The organism is Bradyrhizobium sp. CIR18, from assembly GCF_014198295.1.
Taxonomy (GTDB): Bacteria; Pseudomonadota; Alphaproteobacteria; order Rhizobiales; family Xanthobacteraceae; genus Bradyrhizobium.
On sequence record NZ_JACIHF010000010.1, the window covers coordinates 73,588 to 91,029 of the forward strand.

18 protein-coding genes and 1 pseudogene are annotated in these 17,442 nt (G+C 64.6%); 13 read left to right on the forward strand and 6 right to left on the reverse strand.

The window, feature by feature from the left end; genetic code table 11:
• Window positions 1–34: 34 nt before the first annotated feature.
• Window positions 35–634 (forward strand): 50S ribosomal protein L9, encoded by a 600-nt coding sequence (rplI, locus tag GGD65_RS27025; RefSeq protein ID WP_018317577.1) that lies wholly within the window; start codon window positions 35–37, stop codon window positions 632–634.
• Window positions 635–751: 117 nt separating this feature from the next.
• Here the strand turns inward: rplI and GGD65_RS27030 are convergent, their stop codons facing one another.
• The 3 genes from GGD65_RS27030 to GGD65_RS27040 all read right to left on the reverse strand — a co-directional run bounded on the left by GGD65_RS27030 (window position 752) and on the right by GGD65_RS27040 (window position 2,906).
• Entirely contained in the window at window positions 752–1,219 is a 468-nt protein-coding gene (locus GGD65_RS27030; RefSeq protein WP_018317578.1) for a PaaI family thioesterase, read from the reverse strand.
• Between the two features lie 10 nt (window positions 1,220–1,229).
• Window positions 1,230–1,826 (reverse strand): TetR/AcrR family transcriptional regulator, encoded by a 597-nt coding sequence (locus GGD65_RS27035; protein ID WP_183237170.1) that lies wholly within the window; start codon window positions 1,824–1,826, stop codon window positions 1,230–1,232.
• A gap of 108 nt (window positions 1,827–1,934) precedes the next feature.
• Entirely contained in the window at window positions 1,935–2,906 is a 972-nt protein-coding gene (locus tag GGD65_RS27040; RefSeq protein WP_183237171.1) for a hypothetical protein, read from the reverse strand.
• A 279-nt stretch (window positions 2,907–3,185) separates the two neighbouring features.
• On the opposite strand from GGD65_RS27040, the gene GGD65_RS27045 reads away from it, so the two are divergent.
• From GGD65_RS27045 to alr, 3 genes are all read left to right on the forward strand, one after another.
• Complete coding sequence (locus GGD65_RS27045; protein ID WP_183237172.1) at window positions 3,186–4,436, forward strand: cyclopropane-fatty-acyl-phospholipid synthase family protein; 1,251 nt, start codon at window positions 3,186–3,188, stop codon at window positions 4,434–4,436.
• Between the two features lie 796 nt (window positions 4,437–5,232).
• Window positions 5,233–6,741 (forward strand): replicative DNA helicase, encoded by a 1,509-nt coding sequence (locus GGD65_RS27050; RefSeq protein WP_018317583.1) that lies wholly within the window; start codon window positions 5,233–5,235, stop codon window positions 6,739–6,741.
• 46 nt (window positions 6,742–6,787) lie between these two features.
• Window positions 6,788–8,065 (forward strand): alanine racemase, encoded by a 1,278-nt coding sequence (gene alr / locus GGD65_RS27055; RefSeq protein WP_183237292.1) that lies wholly within the window; start codon window positions 6,788–6,790, stop codon window positions 8,063–8,065.
• A gap of 145 nt (window positions 8,066–8,210) precedes the next feature.
• On the opposite strand, the gene GGD65_RS27060 is transcribed toward alr, so the two are convergent.
• Window positions 8,211–8,432, reverse strand: a complete 222-nt coding sequence (locus GGD65_RS27060; RefSeq protein WP_092252808.1) for a cysteine rich repeat-containing protein — start codon at window positions 8,430–8,432, stop codon at window positions 8,211–8,213.
• A 40-nt stretch (window positions 8,433–8,472) separates the two neighbouring features.
• Here GGD65_RS27060 and GGD65_RS27065 point away from each other — a divergent pair, with 40 nt between their 5' ends.
• Window positions 8,473–9,243 carry an exodeoxyribonuclease III gene (locus GGD65_RS27065; protein WP_183237173.1) on the forward strand — a complete coding sequence of 257 codons (771 nt, stop codon included), beginning with the start codon at window positions 8,473–8,475 and terminating at the stop codon, window positions 9,241–9,243.
• A gap of 292 nt (window positions 9,244–9,535) precedes the next feature.
• Here GGD65_RS27065 and GGD65_RS27070 read toward each other — a convergent pair whose 3' ends face one another.
• Entirely contained in the window at window positions 9,536–9,904 is a 369-nt protein-coding gene (locus GGD65_RS27070; protein ID WP_038946492.1) for a GFA family protein, read from the reverse strand.
• 203 nt (window positions 9,905–10,107) lie between these two features.
• Window positions 10,108–10,884 (reverse strand): potassium channel family protein, encoded by a 777-nt coding sequence (locus GGD65_RS27075; RefSeq protein WP_026201879.1) that lies wholly within the window; start codon window positions 10,882–10,884, stop codon window positions 10,108–10,110.
• A 464-nt stretch (window positions 10,885–11,348) separates the two neighbouring features.
• On the opposite strand from GGD65_RS27075, the gene GGD65_RS27080 reads away from it, so the two are divergent.
• From GGD65_RS27080 to GGD65_RS27115, 8 genes and pseudogenes are all read left to right on the forward strand, one after another.
• Window positions 11,349–12,089, forward strand: a complete 741-nt coding sequence (locus GGD65_RS27080; protein ID WP_183237174.1) for a FadR/GntR family transcriptional regulator — start codon at window positions 11,349–11,351, stop codon at window positions 12,087–12,089.
• Between the two features lie 51 nt (window positions 12,090–12,140).
• Window positions 12,141–13,043 (forward strand): annotated as a pseudogene (locus GGD65_RS27085) (NAD(P)-dependent oxidoreductase); the annotation flags it as partial.
• Window positions 13,044–13,053: 10 nt separating this feature from the next.
• Entirely contained in the window at window positions 13,054–13,737 is a 684-nt protein-coding gene (locus tag GGD65_RS27090) for an amino acid ABC transporter permease (RefSeq protein WP_183237176.1), read from the forward strand.
• Window positions 13,738–13,744: 7 nt separating this feature from the next.
• Complete coding sequence (locus GGD65_RS27095; RefSeq protein WP_026201880.1) at window positions 13,745–14,413, forward strand: amino acid ABC transporter permease; 669 nt, start codon at window positions 13,745–13,747, stop codon at window positions 14,411–14,413.
• Between the two features lies 1 nt (window position 14,414).
• Entirely contained in the window at window positions 14,415–15,170 is a 756-nt protein-coding gene (locus tag GGD65_RS27100) for an amino acid ABC transporter ATP-binding protein (protein WP_183237177.1), read from the forward strand.
• Window positions 15,171–15,190: 20 nt separating this feature from the next.
• On the forward strand, window positions 15,191–15,985 hold the full coding sequence (locus GGD65_RS27105; protein ID WP_092252796.1) for a transporter substrate-binding domain-containing protein: 795 nt from the start codon (window positions 15,191–15,193) through the stop codon (window positions 15,983–15,985).
• Between the two features lie 67 nt (window positions 15,986–16,052).
• Window positions 16,053–16,499, forward strand: a complete 447-nt coding sequence (gene rpiB, locus GGD65_RS27110) for a ribose 5-phosphate isomerase B (RefSeq protein ID WP_018317596.1) — start codon at window positions 16,053–16,055, stop codon at window positions 16,497–16,499.
• A gap of 13 nt (window positions 16,500–16,512) precedes the next feature.
• Window positions 16,513–17,430 (forward strand): ribokinase, encoded by a 918-nt coding sequence (locus tag GGD65_RS27115; protein ID WP_179730710.1) that lies wholly within the window; start codon window positions 16,513–16,515, stop codon window positions 17,428–17,430.
• Window positions 17,431–17,442: the final 12 nt, after the last annotated feature.

Here is a 17,442-nt window from a genome sequence, read left to right on the forward strand (position 1 = left end):
AAACCTTACAGAGCACTTCAAAAGGAGAACGAATATGGAAGTCATTTTGCTGGAACGCGTCAACAAGCTCGGCCAGATGGGCGAAGTCGTGAAGGTTCGCGACGGCTATGCCCGCAATTTCCTGCTCAAGCGCGGCAAGGCGTTGCGCGCCACCGCCGACAACCGTGCCAAGTATGACGGCATGAAGGCCGAGCTCGAGGCCCGCAACCTCGCCTCGAAGGGCGAAGCTGCCAAGGTCGCCGAGAAGATCGAAGGCAAGAACATCATCGTGATCCGTCAGGCCTCGGAAGCCGGCCAGCTGTTCGGCTCGGTCAACGTGCGTGACATCGTCATCGCGTTCGAGGCCGATGGCGTTTCGCTCGCCCGCCCGCAGATCCAGCTCGACGCGCCGATCAAGACCATCGGCAAGCACGCGATCACCGTCGCCGTCCACCCCGAGGTCGAGGTCGAGATCACCGTGACGGTCGCGCGCAGCCAGGACGAGGCCGAGCGCATCAACCGCGGCGAGGACATCTCGACCCGCAACGAGGACCGCGACGCAGCCGCCGAGGCGATCGCCGCCGCCGGCGAGTTCTTCGATCCGGAAGCCGAGCACGACGACGTCGCGCCGGCGCCGGCCGCGGAAGAGAAGTAAGCGGCTCAACTCGTCATTCCGGGATGGTCCGAAGGACCAGACCCGGAATCTCGAGATTCCGGGTCTGGCGCTTGCGCCCCATCCCGGAATGACGGGCACGATTAAGGCCCGGTCGCCTCAGGCGGCCGGGCTTTTCGTTTTGGCGGCGACGTCCTCGCTCAACATCGCGATCGAGGCCAGCGCCGTTGCCGTGTGCTTCTCGACACCGCCGCTGACACAGAACACGTCGGCCGCAACCACCGACACCTGGCGGCCCGGCTTGATCACCCGGGCACGGCAGATCAGCTTCTCGCCGACCGCGGGCGACAGCAGGTTGAGCTTGTATTCCGCCGTCAGGGCCGGCTGGCCGCGCGAGGTCGCGGCTGCGATCGTCGTGGCGTTGTCGACCAGAAAGGCGGTGACGCCGCCGTGGAAGAAGCCGTGCTGCTGCAGCAGTTCCGGCCGGCGGTCCACGGCGATGGTGCAGGTGCCGCGCGACAATTCCGAGAGCTCGGCGCCGACCAGGTTCATGAAACCCTGCCGGCCGACATTGGCATGGATGTGCTCGGCGATCGGTGCAAATTCAGGATCTGCGTCGTTGCGCATGCGGCTCTCCTTATTGTTTGTTGATGCGATCGGGCGGGACCAGCGCGCGGACTGCGCAGGCGATCAGCGTATCGGCCTCGACGCGCGGATCGGCGCGGTCGCGTCCCGACAGGAACGCACGGCAGAAGATTTGCGCGGGACCGATGAGCTGGCTGACGAACATCACCGGCGTCATCGGCAAGAGCTCGCCATTTGCAACCAGCGGCGCGCGCCAGCGCTCGATGCCGTCGGCGAGCCGCGCATTCTGCGCGCGCTGGGCGTCGCGAACTTCCTCGCCCCACTCGCTCCGCGAAATCTCGAACAGGTAGCGCGCCTCGCGCCGGCTGGTCACGACCCACTCAAGATGTGCCCGGATCAGCCGGTCGATGCCCTGCTCCGCATCGGGCACGGGATCGAGCGCCGCCAGCACCGCGGCGTGATAGTGCCGCAAGACCTCAAGAAACAGCGCACCGGCAAGCTCCTTCTTCGAGCCGAAGGCGTGAAAGAAGCTGCCATTGGAGGCGCGCGCCCGGGTGCGGATCGCCGCCACCGTCGCGGCTTCGAAGCCGACGCGGTCGAACACGATCAGCCCGGCTGCCAACAGGTCGTCCCGCACGCTCGCTGTCATTGAGGCCCCCTAGAGTAGCACTCTAGAGCAATACTCTAGGAGCGGTCAATGCAATGCGGAGGCCGCGATGAACGCGGCCTCCGCATGTCGATCAAAAACGTCGCTGGCTTAGCGCGAGATAGGCGGCGTTGGCGGACCGGACTGCTCGGCCGGCGCAGCAGGTGGAGCTGCAGCGGTCGCGGGCGGTGCGGGCTGCGGCTTGGCCGCCGGTTCGGAGCTGGCCGCAGGCGCGGCCGGCTTGGGAGCAGCCTCTTCCGCCGGCTTGGGTGCGACTGGCTCGGCAGGCTTCGCGGCGGCCGGAGCAGCCGGCGTTACCGCCGGGACCGGATCGGGCCGCAGCGCCGGAGCTTCGCTGCCGCGGGGCTCGACCTTGGCGCTGTCGGGCCTGGTCTCAACGGGCTTCTCGGATGCCTTGCCGCTGTCGGGCTTGGCCTCGTCGCGACCGGGCTCGACCTTGGCCGTGTCGGGCTTGGACTCGGACTTGGATTCAAGCTTGGGCTCGCTCTTCTTCTCGTCAGTGGCTGGCGCGGCGGCATCGATCTTCGGCGCCTCCTCGGTGCCGGGCTTGGCGCGGCGCTTGCTCTTGCGTCCCTCGGGCGCAGCCTGTCCCTCGGGCTTCGTGCCCTCCTCGGCCGGGCGTGCGGCGCGCTTCTGGCGCGCACCCTCGGCTGCGGGAGCAGCAGCCTCGCCGTCCGGCTTGGCCGCGTCCTGGGCGCGCGGGCGGCGGCCCTGATGCTCGGGATTGGTGCTGGCGTCCTTCTCCCTGGCGCCGTCCTTCTTGCCGTCCTTGGCCTGGTAGCGGGTGTCGGTGGCACCGTTGGAGACGAGATAGGAGGCGAGGATGCCCGCCATGTCCGAGCTCGTGGTGTAGTGCTGGCGCAGGAAGCCCGGCAGCGAGCCCGGCGCGACGGACTTCAGAAGTCCGCGCGGGCTCTTGTGGCACGCATTGCAGGTCTGCGCGAAAAGCTGGGACGGGGTTTTGCCGGCCTCGAGGTTAGTCACCTGCGCAAAAGCGGTATCGGCCGCGCCGAAGCCGATCAGAAGCAATACCGTCGCGAGGCTGAGCGCTCGGCTCGACATTCCCATCATCTCCATTGAATTCCGAGAGGTGCAGCCGGCGTCCGGCGCGGCAGCGGTCACCTTTTATCCGATTGAGCCACGAATGGAAGCAGGCACCACGCGCAAGGATGTGATTAAGCGGTTTGCGAATATCGGCTGTGAACTCAGCGCATTAGCGTAGCCGATCCTGCCTCCCTAAATTTGGATGCAAGCGCATAGGAACCGCTGCGTCACCTGGGCGTCAGAAGTGAAGGCCGGGTTAGTCGCATCCCTTCGGGTTCGCTCGAGAGGAAGGTGTCGATGGACCTCTTGTTGCGTAGATTTCTATCTCAATTCATCCGCCGCGGCACGATGACGGTGACCGGCTCGCGCGGATCGAAGTTCACCGTCGGCGACGGCACTGGCGAGCCGGTCGCGGTGCGCTTCGTCACCGCGGAGGCGGAGCGGAAGATCCTCGTCAATCCCGAGCTCGGGCTTGGCGAGGCCTATATGGACGGCGAGTTCGTCGTCGAGCGCGGCACCATAGCTGATGCCCTCGCGATCCTGCTCGATCAACCCGACCTATTGCCGCAGTGGGCAAAACCCTGGTGGCGCCTGCGCTACCTGACGCGGCATCTGAAGCAATTCAATCCGCGCTCGCGCTCCCGCCACAACGTCGCGCATCACTATGATCTCGATGCCCGGCTCTATTCGCTCTTCCTGGACGCCGACAAGCAATATAGCTGCGCCTATTTCGAGACGCAGGACGCGACGCTCGACGACGCGCAGCTCGCCAAGAAACGGCACATCGCCGCAAAGCTGCTGGTCAGGCCCGGCCAGCGCGTCCTCGACATCGGCTCCGGCTGGGGCGGGCTCGGGCTCTACCTCGCCGAGATCGCCGGCGCCGACGTCACCGGCGTGACGCTGTCGAGCGAGCAGTTGCAGCTCGCCAACGCGCGCGCGGCCGAAAAGCGCCTGACCGGCTCGGCCAGATTCCTGCTCCAGGACTATCGCGACGTCGAAGGCCCGTTCGACCGCATCGTCTCGGTCGGCATGCTCGAGCATGTCGGCGCCCGCTTCTACGACACCTACTTCCAACGCTGCGCCGAGCTGTTGAGCGAAAACGGCATCATGCTGCTACACGCGATCGGCCGTTCGCAGGGCCCGGACTCGACCAATCCCTGGATCGCCAAATACATCTTCCCTGGCGGCTACATCCCGGCGCTGTCGGAGGTGCTGCCGGCGATCGAGCGCGCCGGCCTCCTGGTCTGCGATATCGAGATCCTGCGCCTGCATTACGCGGAGACGCTGAAGGCCTGGCGGGAACGTTTCATGGCGCGGCGCGAGGAGGCCGTGCAGCTCTACGACGAGCGCTTCGCGCTGATGTGGGAATTCTATCTGGCGGCCTGCGAGATGACGTTCCGCAAGCAAGCCATGATGAACTTCCAGATCCAGCTCACCCGGCGCCAGGGCGTGGTGCCGATGACCCGCGACTACATGCCGCGTGAAGAAGCCCGGCTGCGAGCTCGCGAACGCACGAGCAAGCCCAGGCTGAAATTGGCTGGTGAATAGGTCCTGGTCTGGTGAACAGGTCCTAGTGACGCAGGGTCGAAATTTGGGAGGAGCGGAAACTGGCTGTTAACGCCAGTTGCGCCTTCAGCTCAACCAGGATTTCCCGGGCGACAGGCTGGCGACGTATTTCCGGCCGTTCCGCGTGCTCCATGGCCGCAATCAGCCCTGAGAGCCAAAGCCGGCTACCTGCCTCGCTCCGCCAAATCTGGTGCTGCCGTTCTGGCCGCATCGCCTGCCTCGTTCCCTGTTGACGGATCGCGGGAGACAATTCCCTCCCCCGCCTGCCTGTTCCCGTCTTACCCCCGAAAGATTCCGGGGAGATGTGATCCAATTCACATAAGTCTGGTCGGGCCTGGCCTAGACCGTCGCCATGAGCAAAGAGACCCAAACCTCATTCGACGTGCAGGACGACCTCCGCACCGATTACGCCCTGATCGTTACCGGCGTCGGGGCGGCTCTGGTTGCGCTGGTCTACCTCCTGCTGGTCTGAAGGCGAGCCCAAGGCCGCCAGCGTGCGTCATTTCGCGCGCCTCTGGATTCGTCTGCGCGCCAATCCATCAGGTTCATGCCATAAGGTTCATGGTTCAGGATTTTTCCATGGCGCGGTCGCGGCCGCATCCTGGCCGGGACGAGTTCCGCAAAAATCCGTCAAGCGCGACGCGTGCTGCGAGCGCAAATCATCCACCATTTTAACTGAGCGGTTGATAGCGGTCAGCTTTCGCTTCCGCTTTGCACCGAGGCGGCGCTTTATCCCGGCCCCGCATCCGCCCAAGAAAATTGCTAAGCACGTCCGACCATGGCCCTGACTGATTCGAACGTCCTCAAACTCGCACCCGAGCCCGGAACTCCCGCCTATCGGAGCGCGCCGCATAATATCGAAGCGGAACAGAGCCTGCTGGGCGCAATCCTGGTCAACAACGATGCGTTCTACCGTGTCTCCGACTTCCTCGAGCCGAAGCATTATTTCGAGCCGCTGCACCAGACCATCTACGAGACTGCCGGCAGCCTGATCCGGATGGGCAAGATCGCCACGCCCGTGACGCTGAAGACGTTCCTGCCCGCCGACACCGATGTCGGCGGTATGACCATCGGGCAGTATCTGGCGCGCCTCGCGGCCGAAGCGACCACCATCATCAATGCCCAGGACTACGGCCGCACCATCTATGACCTGGCGCTGCGACGCGACCTCATCGGCATCGGCGAGGACATGGTCAATGTCGCCTATGACGCCCCTGTCGATTTCGCGCCGCGAGCGCAGATCGAGGACGCAGAGCGCCGTCTCTACGAACTCGCCGAATCCGGCCGCTATGACGGCGGATTCCAGAAATTCTCGCAGGCGCTGGCGGTCGCGGTCGATCTCGCTGCGAAGGCGTTTCAGCGCGACGGCAAGCTGTCCGGCATCTCGACGGGCATGCGCGACCTCGACACCAAGATGGGCGGCCTGCAGCACTCCGACCTCATCATCGTCGCGGGCCGTCCCGGCATGGGCAAGACTTCGCTGGCGACCAACATCGCCTACAATGTCGCGCAAGCCTATGTTCCGGAACTCCAGGCCGACGGCACCACGAAGGCCGCCAATGGCGGCGTGATCGGCTTCTTCTCCTGTGAAATGTCGGCCGACCAGCTCGCGACCCGTATCGTGGCCGAGCGCACCGGCGTTCCCTCCTCCCACATCCGCCGCGGCGGCATCTCGGAAGCCGATTTTGAGAAGATCCGGGAGGTCTCGATCGAGCTGCAATCGCTGCCGTTCTATGTCGACGCGACCGGCGGCCTTTCGATCGCGCAGCTGATGGCGCGCGCGCGCCGGCTGAAGCGGCAGAAGGGCCTCGACCTGCTCGTGATCGACTACATCCAGCTGCTGTCGGGCTCGGGCAAGCGGAGCGATAATCGCGTGCAGGAAATCACGGAGATCACGACCAGCCTGAAGGCGCTGGCGAAGGAACTCAACGTTCCCGTCATCGCGCTGTCGCAGCTTTCACGACAGGTCGAATCCCGCGACGACAAGCGGCCGCAGCTCTCGGACCTTCGTGAATCCGGCTCGATCGAGCAGGACGCCGACGTCGTGCTGTTCGTGTATCGTGAGGAATATTACCTCGCCATGAAGGAGCCGCGCCCGGGCACGCCTGAACACGAGAAGTGGCAGCTTGACATGAGTCTTGCGCACGGAAAGGCCGAGGTCATCATCGGCAAGCAGCGTCACGGCCCCACAGGCACCGTCGACCTGGCCTTCGAAGCCTCGGTCACGCGGTTTGGCGACCTCGCCCCTGACAGTCAGCTTCCGGTTCGCAGCGGCAACGACTACTGAGTTCCTTGAACAGGACCTGCCTCTTGCGTAAAACGGCGTCATGACAATGGCGTCCGACCCGAAAACCATCTCACAATCTGGCCTTCTCTCCGCGGAGGCCAACCAGGCTGCCGCGCTCGCTGCCTATGGCGGCGTACTGACCGTCGACCTCGACGCCATCATTGCCAATTGGCGCAAGCTCGAGAAGACCGCGGTGCCGGCCGAATGCTCGGCGGTGATCAAGGCCGATGCCTATGGCTGCGGCGCCGCCGAGGTCGCGCGCGCGCTGAGCAAGGCCGGCTGCAAGACCTTTTTCGTCGCCACCATCGAGGAAGCGCGCAAGGTGCGCGCAGCCGTGCCGGAACCCACGATCTACGTGCTCGGCGGCTATTTCCAGAACACCGGCGAGCACTACGCCAAGATCAATTGCCGTCCTGTCATCGGCGACCTCAACGAGCTCGCCGAATGGGACGTGTTCTGTCGCCGCACCGGTTGGACCGGGGGCACGGCGGTTCACATCGACACCGGCATGAACCGGCTCGGCCTGACGCTATCGGAAGCGCAGGCCATCATCCCCCGCATCAATGCCGGTGATCACGGCATCACGCTGGTGATGAGCCATCTGGTCTCGGCCGAGCAGCTCAACAGCCCGGTGAACGCCAAGCAGCTGGCGTCCTTCCGCGGCATCGCCAGCGAATTCTCCGGCGTGCCGGCGGCGCTCGCCAATTCCTCCGGCATCTTCCTCGGCGCACCCTTCCAGTTCGATATGGTGCGGCCGGGCGCTGCGCTCTACGGCGTCAACCCGACGCCGGAGGCCGACAATCCGATGCAGCCGGTGGTCGACCTCAAGGCGCGCATCGTGCAGATCCGCACCATCGAACGCGGCGAAACCGTCGGCTATGGCGGCACTTGGACCGCGCGGCGGCCGACGAAACTGGCGATCATCGCGGTCGGTTATGCCGACGGCTATTTCCGCGCCGCCAGCTCCAATGACGGCACCCGCGGCGCCGAGGTTATCGTCGCCGGCAAGCGCTGCCCGGTCGCCGGCCGCGTCTCCATGGATCTGATCGCGATCGACATCACCGATCTGCCGCCGAATGCAGCGCGGCGCGGCCACATGGTGACGCTGCTCGGCGAGGGCATCACCGTCGACGAGCTCGCGCATCATTTCGGCACCATCGGTTATGAGGTGCTGACCAGCCTCGGCCACCGCTACGCCCGCCTCTACAAGGGCGGCAATGTGGAGGAGCCGCTGGTGAAGCCGGCGGCCGCGCAGACCGCCGAGCAGCCGCCCTCCCCGCCGCCGCTCGAGCAGCCGGCGGCCCCGCCGCCGCTGCCGGGCTGAACTCTCTTGCTTCGGACGTGGCGCAGCGCGCCGCACTTCACGGCGTAATGCGCTGCAGAGCCGGGGCCCATCTCTCTACATCTGACCGTGTCGCCTTCCGTGTCCCGGCTCGCGCTGCGCGCGTCCGGGACACGGAAGGGATCGCTTACTTCTTCTTCCTGTTGTCCAGCGCCGCCTTGCAGGTCGCGCTGAGCTGGTCGTGCTTGTCGGTGAGGCAGGCGACGACGCGCCCTCCACCCGGCGCGATGCCGGCGCAGAATTTGTCATAGTCTGCCTTGCACGCGCCGCGCGGGTCGGACGATTGTGCCGACGCGGCCCCGGAGAACGCGAGGGCGACGATGATGGCGGCAAAGTTCAACTTGGACATTGTATCTCCGGGTACGGAAGGCAGGAGCCGGTAGCTCTACATGAAGATCGCGACATTCAACATCAACAACGTCAACCGCCGCCTGCCCAATCTGTTGGCATGGCTGCGCGCCGCAAAGCCCGATGTCGTCGCGCTTCAGGAATTGAAGGCAAGTGATGGCGAATTTCCGGCGGCCGCGATCGAAAAGGCCGGCTATGGCGCGGTGTGGCGCGGACAGAAGGCCTGGAATGGTGTCGCCATCCTCGCCCGCAATGCAGAGCCCATTCTCACCCACGACCGCCTGCCTGGAAAACCGAGCGATCTCGAAGCCCGCTACATCGAAGCCGCCGTGCGCGGGATCATCGTCACCAGCATCTATTTGCCGAACGGCAATCCGCAGCCGGGACCGAAATTCGACTACAAGCTGGACTGGTTCGCGCGCCTCAGGCGCCACGCCAAGAGCTTCATCAAGCAGGATCTGCCGGTCGTGCTCGCCGGCGACTACAACGTCGCGCCTACAGAGATCGACATCTATCCGACGCGCTCATGGGACAAGGATGCGCTGATCCAGCCAAAGAGCCGCGCAGCCTTTGCTTCGCTGGTCGAGCAAGGCTGGTGCGATGCGATCCGCGAGCTGCATCCGGAGCAACGCATCTACACGTTCTGGGACTACAAGCGGAACCGCTGGCCGCGCGATGCGGGGCTGCGGCTCGATCATCTCCTGCTCAGCCCTGCCCTCGCCCCGCGCCTGGCCAAGTCCGGCGTCGACAAGAAGGTCCGTGGCGAGGATGGCGCCAGCGATCACGCGCCGGCGTGGGTGGTGTTGAAATAGCCTCAACGTGAGGTGCCGTAGGGTGGGCAAAGCGACTTGTCCGCCGTAGCTCGACGAGCGAACGCGGAAGCGTGCCCGCGCAATCCCGGCTTACGGAGACAGATGGTGGGCACGGCGCAAGTGCGCCTTTGCCCACCCTACGAGATCACGCGAGTTCAGCGCCCGTAATAGTCCTGCACCGTCTCCCACGCCGCCTTTTGCAGAAGCTGCGCCGTCCCCGCATCCAGCCCCATGGTGTAGGAACTGTCGACAAGAGCACGAACGTGCTGCGGACATCGGCACGCATGCATGCTCACCACAAGTTCTTGCCGTCGATCATGTTGACCGGCACCGCCTCCAGATCGAAATCGTCGAACAGACGCGCGTTCACCGCGACCTTGGGATTGTCGAAATCCGGCTTGCCGGTCGACCAGTCCGGCGACTCCGAATAGGTGCCGCAGCCGCAGCTTGCACAGAAATGATGTTTGACGGTGCGGCTACCCCAAAGATAGGTCGCGACATTGTCCGGCGGTGACAGCAGACGAAACTGCGCCGGCGTGTAATAGGCCCACAGCGCGCCGCGCTTGGCACAGAGCGAGCAGGTGCAGCGCGTCACGCTCGAAGGCACCTCCGTCACCTCGAACACCGTCTCACCGCAATGACAACTTGCCTCGATCGGCATGACCCGCTCCCCGTTGTGTCAGAGCTGGGGCATAGCCAGCTCCTGCTGCCAACATGCTGTCAGCAGCAGGACGCCTCAACCAAAATATGAAAAACAACCCCATGCACAGTAGCCGACCGCTGTCGGATCAATGAGTTACTGATTCCGCAATTCGACCTGCCTGCCGTCGGGCAAAACACCGGCACGATGCCTCCGTCGGGGATTCAGGTGGCGCCTTCGTCGGGAATATTGAGAACAACGCCACAGGCCTTGCAATGCACGGCGTCGGCATCGTGCCTCTGGAGCCCGCAAGCCGGGCACGGAAATCGCACCTTGTGGGGACTGAGGAGAGCGCGTGCGAGATTGAAGAACAGCGTCACGCCGAAGATCATGATCACGACGGTGATGAGACGACCGAGCGTGCCCGGCAGGGTAATGTCGCCAAAGCCGGTCGTTGTCAGCGCCGTGACGGTGAAATACAGCGCATCGGCATAGTTCCGGATCTCATCGTTGCGAAACTTCTGAGTCTCGTAAACGATCCCGGTCATGACGAAGATGAAAACGGCCAGGTTCGTGACGGCGAAGATGACGTCTTCGTTGCGGCGGAAGAACGGAGAATCGATGCGCAATCTCACCAGCATCTGGTAGTCGCGAAGCAGGCCCAACGTTCGCAGGATCCGGAAAAAGCCGCCCGCCTCGCCGGCAAGCGGTGCCAGGAACGATACGATCGCAACCATGTCAGCCCAAGTCGCGAGTTGACTGAATTTTCGAAACGGATGCCGATCGACCAGAAGCCGCGCCGAGAAGTCGGCAAGTAACGTGACGCCGAACAGGACATCGAGCGTTTCAACGATCTCGCTGGGCGGCAGGAACGAGGTCGCGATGATGAACAGCACCGTCACGATGTCGAAGGCGAGCAGCGCGTAGCGGAAGCGCACGCCGCTCGGCGTTGCGCCCTCGTAGAGGCGACGGACATTGCTTCTGAGAGAATTGAGAGTCACGGCATCATGATCGCGGTTTGCACGGATGATGGCAACTCGGAGAGCGCGCCGCAACGTGACCAATGACCATTTCTTCAAGATGCGTTTTCCGAAACTCCGCCCCGCAATGGGTGTCAGTATCGCTGCGAGGATCGTCCGCTGAATTGAAGCCGACGCGATCGACATTGTTGCGGGTGTCAGATCGGTAACTCGTCGTTGTCGAGAATGAACGTCTTCGTCGAATAGGTGCTGCCAAGGTCGATGTGGAGATAGTCGAGCTTCGCCGTCCAGTTTGCCGCGAGCGCCGCCTCGATGCCGCCCCGACGACCCGATCACGGACTGGGCGATGTCGACATCGACGGCCAAAAAGCCGCTCCGCCGGTGGACCAAGGCCGGAACCGAGGCCGGCTTGAGAGCTGAACCTCTTGACCTCAGCCCATTGGTCAGCATACTGGTCTGACCAAGATCAGACCAGTGGGACGGGAATGGAGCTGAAGCGGGCCACCGAAGGCGAAAAAGGGTTCGAGAAGGTGTTCGCCTTCCTGCGCGAACGCCTGCTTGCGGGCTCGCTCAAGCCCGGCGACCGCCTCATCTCGGAACGCGAGCTGGCAACGCTCCTGGGCGTCAGCCGGCCGATCGTGCGCGAGGCGCTGCGCGCCCTCACGGTGCTCGGCATCGTCGAGATCCGCGACCGCATCGGCACAGTGGTGACCCGGCCCGATGTCTCGGTGCTGAACGACTTCTTCACCTTCGCGCTGGCCCAGCAGGCCGACATGCTCGACGACGTCATGCAGGCGCGCGTCGCGATCGAATGCCAGGCGATCCGCCTCGCCTGCGAGCGTGCCAACATTGCCGATTTCGAACGCCTGCAGCGTGCGCTCGCGAGGATCGGCGAGACGATCGACGAGGCCGATGCCGGCGGCATGGCCGACTTCGACTTCCACCGTGCCATCGTCGTCGCCTCGCATTCGGAGACGCTGACGGTCCTGCATGGTTCGTTGGCCGGCCTGTTGACCCATTCGCATCGCAGCCGCCGTGAGCTGGTGCAGGCCTTCCCGTCGATGAAGACCTATCTGATCGACGATCACCGCCGCATCTTCGAGGCCGTGATTGCGCGCGACCCGGAGCGGGCGGACGCGACCTTGCGCAAGCATTTTGCCATCGGCGACGAGTACCGGCGGCGCGCCATCGTCGGCGACATCGACAAGACCAGCGCCTCGGGATGATCGCGGCAGCGCGGTCAACCAAGAAGCCAATCAACCAAGAAACGGACTGATCACATGGGACGGAACGACAAGGGCAATGTCGGCTTCATCGGCATCGGCACGATGGGCCGAGAGATGGTGCGCAACTTGCTGAGGGCCGGCCACGCAGTTCGCGTGTTCGATCTCAATGAGGCGGCACTTGCCGACAGCGCCAGGGAAGGCGCGACTCGCGCCAACAGCCCTGCCGATGCCGCGCAAGGCGCCGACATCGTCATCACCATGCTGCCCGACACGCCCCATGTCGAGGCGACCATCTACGGCGAGCACGGCCTGCTGAAGTCGCCGCCATCAGGCAAGCTCATCATCGATATGAGCACGATTTCGCCGGTCGCGGTCCGCAAGATCCACGCCGACCTGCAAAAGGGCGGCGTCAGCTTCGTCGACGCGCCGGTCTCGGGCGGGCCGGTGGGCGCCAAGAATGCCGCGCTCTCGATCATGGCCGGCGGCGACGCCGACGCGTTCGCCAAGGCCGAGCCGTTCTTTCGTGCGATAGGCACCACCATCACGCATGTCGGCGCATCGGGCGCCGGCCAGACCGTCAAGCTCTGCAACCAGCTGATCTGCGGCATCAACATCCAGGCGATCTGCGAGGCGCTGGCGCTTGGCCGCGCCTCGGGCCTCGATCTCAATCTGCTGCGCCGGGTGCTGCTCGGTGGCTCCGCCGCCTCCTGGATGCTCGACAAGCTCGGCCCCCAGATGATCGCCGGCGACGTCTCCGCCGGCTTCCGGATCGATCTCCAGCTCAAGGACCTTCGTCTGGTCCAGGAGCATGCGCAGGCGCTCAGCGTGCCGCTCCCCGGCACCGCGCTCGTGACCAGCCAGTATGTCGATGCGCGCGCGCATGGCGAAGGAAGCAACGGCAACCAGGCGCTGTTCCGCGTCTACGACCGCATGACCAACCAGACAACCGGCTGAACGGGCGCCGATGAGCCTTCAACTCGACTTTCCCGCAGTGCTGGAGCGTTGGCCGAGCTTTCTCGCCGGCGCCGTCCTCACGCTGGAGCTTGCCGCCTTCGCGACGGTGCTCGGCGCCCTCCTCGGCACGCTCGCGGCGGTCGGGCGCGGAACGCACAACGCGCTGATATCAAGCGCCTGCAAGGTCTATGTCGAGACCATCCGCAACACGCCGCTCTTGGTGCAGATCTTCCTGGTCTATTTCGGTCTTGCCAGTCTGGGGCTGAAATTCTCCGCTTTCGCAGTGGCCGTGGCCGCGCTGACGATCAATGTCGGCGCCTACACCGCCGAGATCATGCGCGCCGGCTTCGAGGCGATCCCGCGCGGACAGATCGAGGCGGCCGAGGGCCTGGCGCTGTCGCGCCTCCAGATCTACTGGCACATCATCCTGCTGCCGGCGATCGAGAAGGTCTATCCGGCGCTGACCAGCCAGTTCGTGCTGCTGATGCTGGCCTCTTCGGTCTGCTCGCAAATCTCGGCCGAGGAGCTCACCGCCGTCGCCAACTACATCCAGTCGGATACCTATCGCGCGTTCGAGACCTACATCATCGTCGCCGTGCTCTACGTCATCCTGTCGCTGGTGATGCGCGCCGGCTTCTGGGGCCTCGGCCTCGTGCTGTTTCCGCGCCGTCGCCGGCTCGGCACGCCATTGTGAGATGATCATGGGCGGACATCTCAACATCAATCATCTGATGTTCCTCGGCCAGGGCGCGCTGTGGACCATTGGCCTGTCGGTGATCGCGCTGATCGGCGGCGGAATTGTCGGCTTCGTGATCGCGCTCGCGCGGATATCGCCGCTGAAATCGGTGCGGATTGCCAGCGCCGTCTATGTCCAGCTCATCCAGGGCACACCGCTGCTCGTCATCCTGTTCCTCGGCTATTTCGGCCTCGCCGCGATCGGCCTCAAGGTCTCGCCGCTCGCTGCTGCCGGCGCCTCGCTGACGCTGTACGTCGCCGCTTATCTCGGCGAGATCTGGCGCGGCTGCATTCAGTCGGTGCCGAAGCCGCAATGGGAGGCCGCCGAAGGCCTGGCGCTGAGCCGGACCCAGCGCATGATGAAAGTTATCCTGCCACAAGCCATTCGCATCGCGACGCCGCCCACCGTCGGCTTCATGGTGCAGATCGTCAAGAACACCTCGCTCGCCTCCGTCGTTGGCTTCGTCGAGCTGATGCGCTCCGGCCAGATCGTCAACAACTCGCTGTTCGAGCCGTTCGCCATCTACGCCATCATCGCCGTCATCTATTTCGCCATGTGCTATCCGCTGTCGCTGTTCAGCCAGAGGCTGGAACGGCGGATGGGGCGTGGTAGATCCAACCTCGCGCCAGCCTGACATGCAACAGAACCCCTCCTCTGATTCAATCGTGTCGCTCCGCGACGTGCAAAAGAGCTTTGGCTCGCTCCGGGTCCTCGATGGCGTCAGCTTCGCAGTCGAGCGCGGCGAAGTGCTGGCGCTGATCGGCCGCTCAGGCTCCGGCAAAAGCACAGCGCTGCGCTGCATCGACCGTTTCGAGAAGGTCGACGGCGGCGAGATCGTCGTTTGCGGGCATCGGGTCGACCGTCCCGACGTCGATCTGCGCGCGCTACGCCAGGACGTCGGCATCGTGTTCCAGAGCTATAACCTGTTTCCACACCTGACAATCGAGCAGAACATCACGCTGGCGCCCTGCGCCGTGAAGGGCCTGGCGAACTCGCAGGCCAAGGACCTCGCACGAAAGGTGCTGGCGCAGGTCGGGCTCGAAGAGAAGCTGCACGCCTATCCCGAGCAATTGTCGGGCGGCCAGCAGCAGCGCGCCGCGATCGCGCGCTCGCTCGCCATGCAGCCGAAGGTGATGCTGTTCGACGAGGTCACCTCTGCGCTCGACCCCGAGCTCACCGCCGAAGTGCTGAAGGTGATCGAGCAGCTGGCGGCGGACGGCATGACCATGGTGATGGTCACGCACGAGATGGGCTTTGCCAAAGGGATCGCCGACCGGATCGTGTTCATGCACCGCGGCAAGGTTCACGAAACCGGCCCCGCCTCGATCCTGATATCGCCGACGACGCCGGAACTCACGCAATTCGTGGGCACCGGAAATCTAAAATCATAACAGGGAGAGGAGAACTAGGGATGACCAACAAGACACTGCTTGGGACCGCCGCCGCGCTACTCGGCCTCGTCATTTTGTCCACCACGCCGGCATCGGCCGACCTGCTCGACGACGTGATGAAGGCCAAGAAGATTCGCATTTCAACCGACCTTGCGATTCCGCCCTCGGGCATGATGGATTCCAGCATGAAGCCGACCGGCTCCGACGTCGAGGTGGCCCAGCTGCTCGCCAAGGACTGGGGCCTCGAGCTCGAATTCATCCAGACCACCGGCGCGACCCGCATCCCGAACGTCCTGACCGGCAAGGCCGACATCATCATCTCGACCCTGTCGGTGACGCCCGAGCGCGCCAAGGTCATCGACTTCACCAAGCGCTATGCGACGCTGCAATCCGACGTCGGCTGCCTGAAGTCGATGAACGTCAAGGACTGGCCCGACCTGAAAGGCAAGACCATCGGCGTTTCGCGCGGGACCACGCAGGATACCACCCTGTCCAACATGAAGGACAAGGAGCTGACGATCGCCCGCTATGACGACGACGCCACGGAAGTCACTGCGGCCGTCTCCGGTCAGGTCGATTGCGTCGGCACATCGGCCACGATCATCAACCAGATCGGCGTCAAGAATCCCGCCCGCATCTTCGAGTCGAAGATTCCGCTCGCAACCTTCGACCTCGCCATCGGCCTGAAGAAGGGCGAGCAGCGCCTGATGGACAAGCTCAACGGCTGGATCACCGAGAACGTCAAGAACGGCAAGCTCAACGCGATCTACAAGAAATTCCACGGGGTCGAGCTGCCGCCCGACATGCGTAGCTGAACGAAGGGAAGCCGTGACAGCCGCTTTCCGGCTGTCACGGTCAATGCAAAATCAAGAAGGACACCACATGCGTCTCGTCATCGGATCCGACCACGCCGGCTGGCCGCTCAAGCAGACCGTCATCGACCACATCCGCAAGCTCGGCCACGACATCGTCGATGTCGGCTCCCATGACGACAAGCCGGTGGACTTCCCCGACATCGCGCGGGCCGTGGCGCAGAAGGTGACGTCGGGCGAAGCCGCGCGGGGCATCATGGTCTGCGGCACCGGGGTCGGAGCCTCGATCGCGGCCAACAAGATGAAGGGCATCCGCGCCGCGGTCTGCCACGACGTTCATTCCGCCCATCAGAGCGTCGAGCACGACGACGTCAACGTCATGTGCATCGGCGCGCAGATCGTCGGCGCCTGGCTCGCCGTGGATCTCGTCTCGTCCTACCTCTCCGCGGAATTCTCGACCGACGAGGATTTCCGCCGCCGGGTCGAGAAACTGCGCGTCATGGACGAGCAAGGCTGAAGGCCTCTCCGCCATGATCCTGGTGTTCGGATCGCTCAACATCGATCTCGTCGCGAAGGTCCCGATCATTCCCGGCCCCGGCCGGACGGTGCTCGCGCCGTCCTACCAGATTCATTTCGGCGGCAAGGGTGCCAACCAGGCCGTTGCCGCCGCGCGGATCGCGCGACCGGGACAAGTCCGGATGGCGGGCCGCGTCGGCCGGGACGGGTTTGGCGACAGCGCGATCGAGAACCTCCGGACAAACGGTGTCGACACCGGTCTCGTCGTCGCGGCCGACGAGCCGACCGGCTGCGCCTTCATCACGGTCGATCAGGCCGGCGAGAACGCGATCACGGTGGCGAGCGGCGCCAACATGGCCGCGAGTGCCGGAGATCTTGGTGCCGCACTCTTCACGCCCGACACGGTGCTGGTGCTTCAGATGGAAGTGCCCTTCGCGCAGGCGCTCGAGGCTGCGCGCAGGACGACATTGGCCGCCGGCACCGTCGTCTGGAATCTCGCGCCCGTCCCGGAGAGGATGACCCGCGAGATGGTGACAAAGCTTCTTGCCGTGACCGACCATCTCCTCGTCAACGAGCACGAGGCGCTGGACGCCGCCGCAGCCATCGACCTCGCTACGTCCAGCTACGAGGCCGCTGCCGCGGACCTCGCCAGGGCCGGCGACCTCACCTGCATCGTGACCGCCGGTGCGCAAGGCGCGCTGGCCGTAACGGCCGACGGCACCCGCCTGCGTGCGCCCGCCCCGCGCATCACGCCGGTGGACACGACCGGCGCCGGCGACACCTTTGTCGGCGCGTTTGCGGCCATGCTGAGCGAAGGCGTGTCGCTGCAGATTGCGCTCGATGTGAGCTGCGAAGCGGCCGCATTGAAATGCCTCAAAGCCGGCGCCCAGACCGGCATGCCGATGCGCAGCGCAATAGGTTCCCTCGCCTAGCACGAATCGCCC

Coding starts and splice junctions, on each gene's coding strand:
- rplI (WP_018317577.1), top strand. CDS start 35: ATGGAAGTCATTTTGCTGGAACGCGTCAACAAGCTCGGCCAGATGGGC.
- GGD65_RS27030 (WP_018317578.1), bottom strand. CDS start 1,219: ATGCGCAACGACGCAGATCCTGAATTTGCACCGATCGCCGAGCACATC.
- GGD65_RS27035 (WP_183237170.1), bottom strand. CDS start 1,826: ATGACAGCGAGCGTGCGGGACGACCTGTTGGCAGCCGGGCTGATCGTG.
- GGD65_RS27040 (WP_183237171.1), bottom strand. CDS start 2,906: ATGTCGAGCCGAGCGCTCAGCCTCGCGACGGTATTGCTTCTGATCGGC.
- GGD65_RS27045 (WP_183237172.1), top strand. CDS start 3,186: ATGGACCTCTTGTTGCGTAGATTTCTATCTCAATTCATCCGCCGCGGC.
- GGD65_RS27050 (WP_018317583.1), top strand. CDS start 5,233: ATGGCCCTGACTGATTCGAACGTCCTCAAACTCGCACCCGAGCCCGGA.
- alr (WP_183237292.1), top strand. CDS start 6,788: ATGGCGTCCGACCCGAAAACCATCTCACAATCTGGCCTTCTCTCCGCG.
- GGD65_RS27060 (WP_092252808.1), bottom strand. CDS start 8,432: ATGTCCAAGTTGAACTTTGCCGCCATCATCGTCGCCCTCGCGTTCTCC.
- GGD65_RS27065 (WP_183237173.1), top strand. CDS start 8,473: ATGAAGATCGCGACATTCAACATCAACAACGTCAACCGCCGCCTGCCC.
- GGD65_RS27070 (WP_038946492.1), bottom strand. CDS start 9,904: ATGCCGATCGAGGCAAGTTGTCATTGCGGTGAGACGGTGTTCGAGGTG.
- GGD65_RS27080 (WP_183237174.1), top strand. CDS start 11,349: ATGGAGCTGAAGCGGGCCACCGAAGGCGAAAAAGGGTTCGAGAAGGTG.
- GGD65_RS27090 (WP_183237176.1), top strand. CDS start 13,054: ATGAGCCTTCAACTCGACTTTCCCGCAGTGCTGGAGCGTTGGCCGAGC.
- GGD65_RS27095 (WP_026201880.1), top strand. CDS start 13,745: ATGGGCGGACATCTCAACATCAATCATCTGATGTTCCTCGGCCAGGGC.
- GGD65_RS27100 (WP_183237177.1), top strand. CDS start 14,415: ATGCAACAGAACCCCTCCTCTGATTCAATCGTGTCGCTCCGCGACGTG.
- GGD65_RS27105 (WP_092252796.1), top strand. CDS start 15,191: ATGACCAACAAGACACTGCTTGGGACCGCCGCCGCGCTACTCGGCCTC.
- rpiB (WP_018317596.1), top strand. CDS start 16,053: ATGCGTCTCGTCATCGGATCCGACCACGCCGGCTGGCCGCTCAAGCAG.
- GGD65_RS27115 (WP_179730710.1), top strand. CDS start 16,513: ATGATCCTGGTGTTCGGATCGCTCAACATCGATCTCGTCGCGAAGGTC.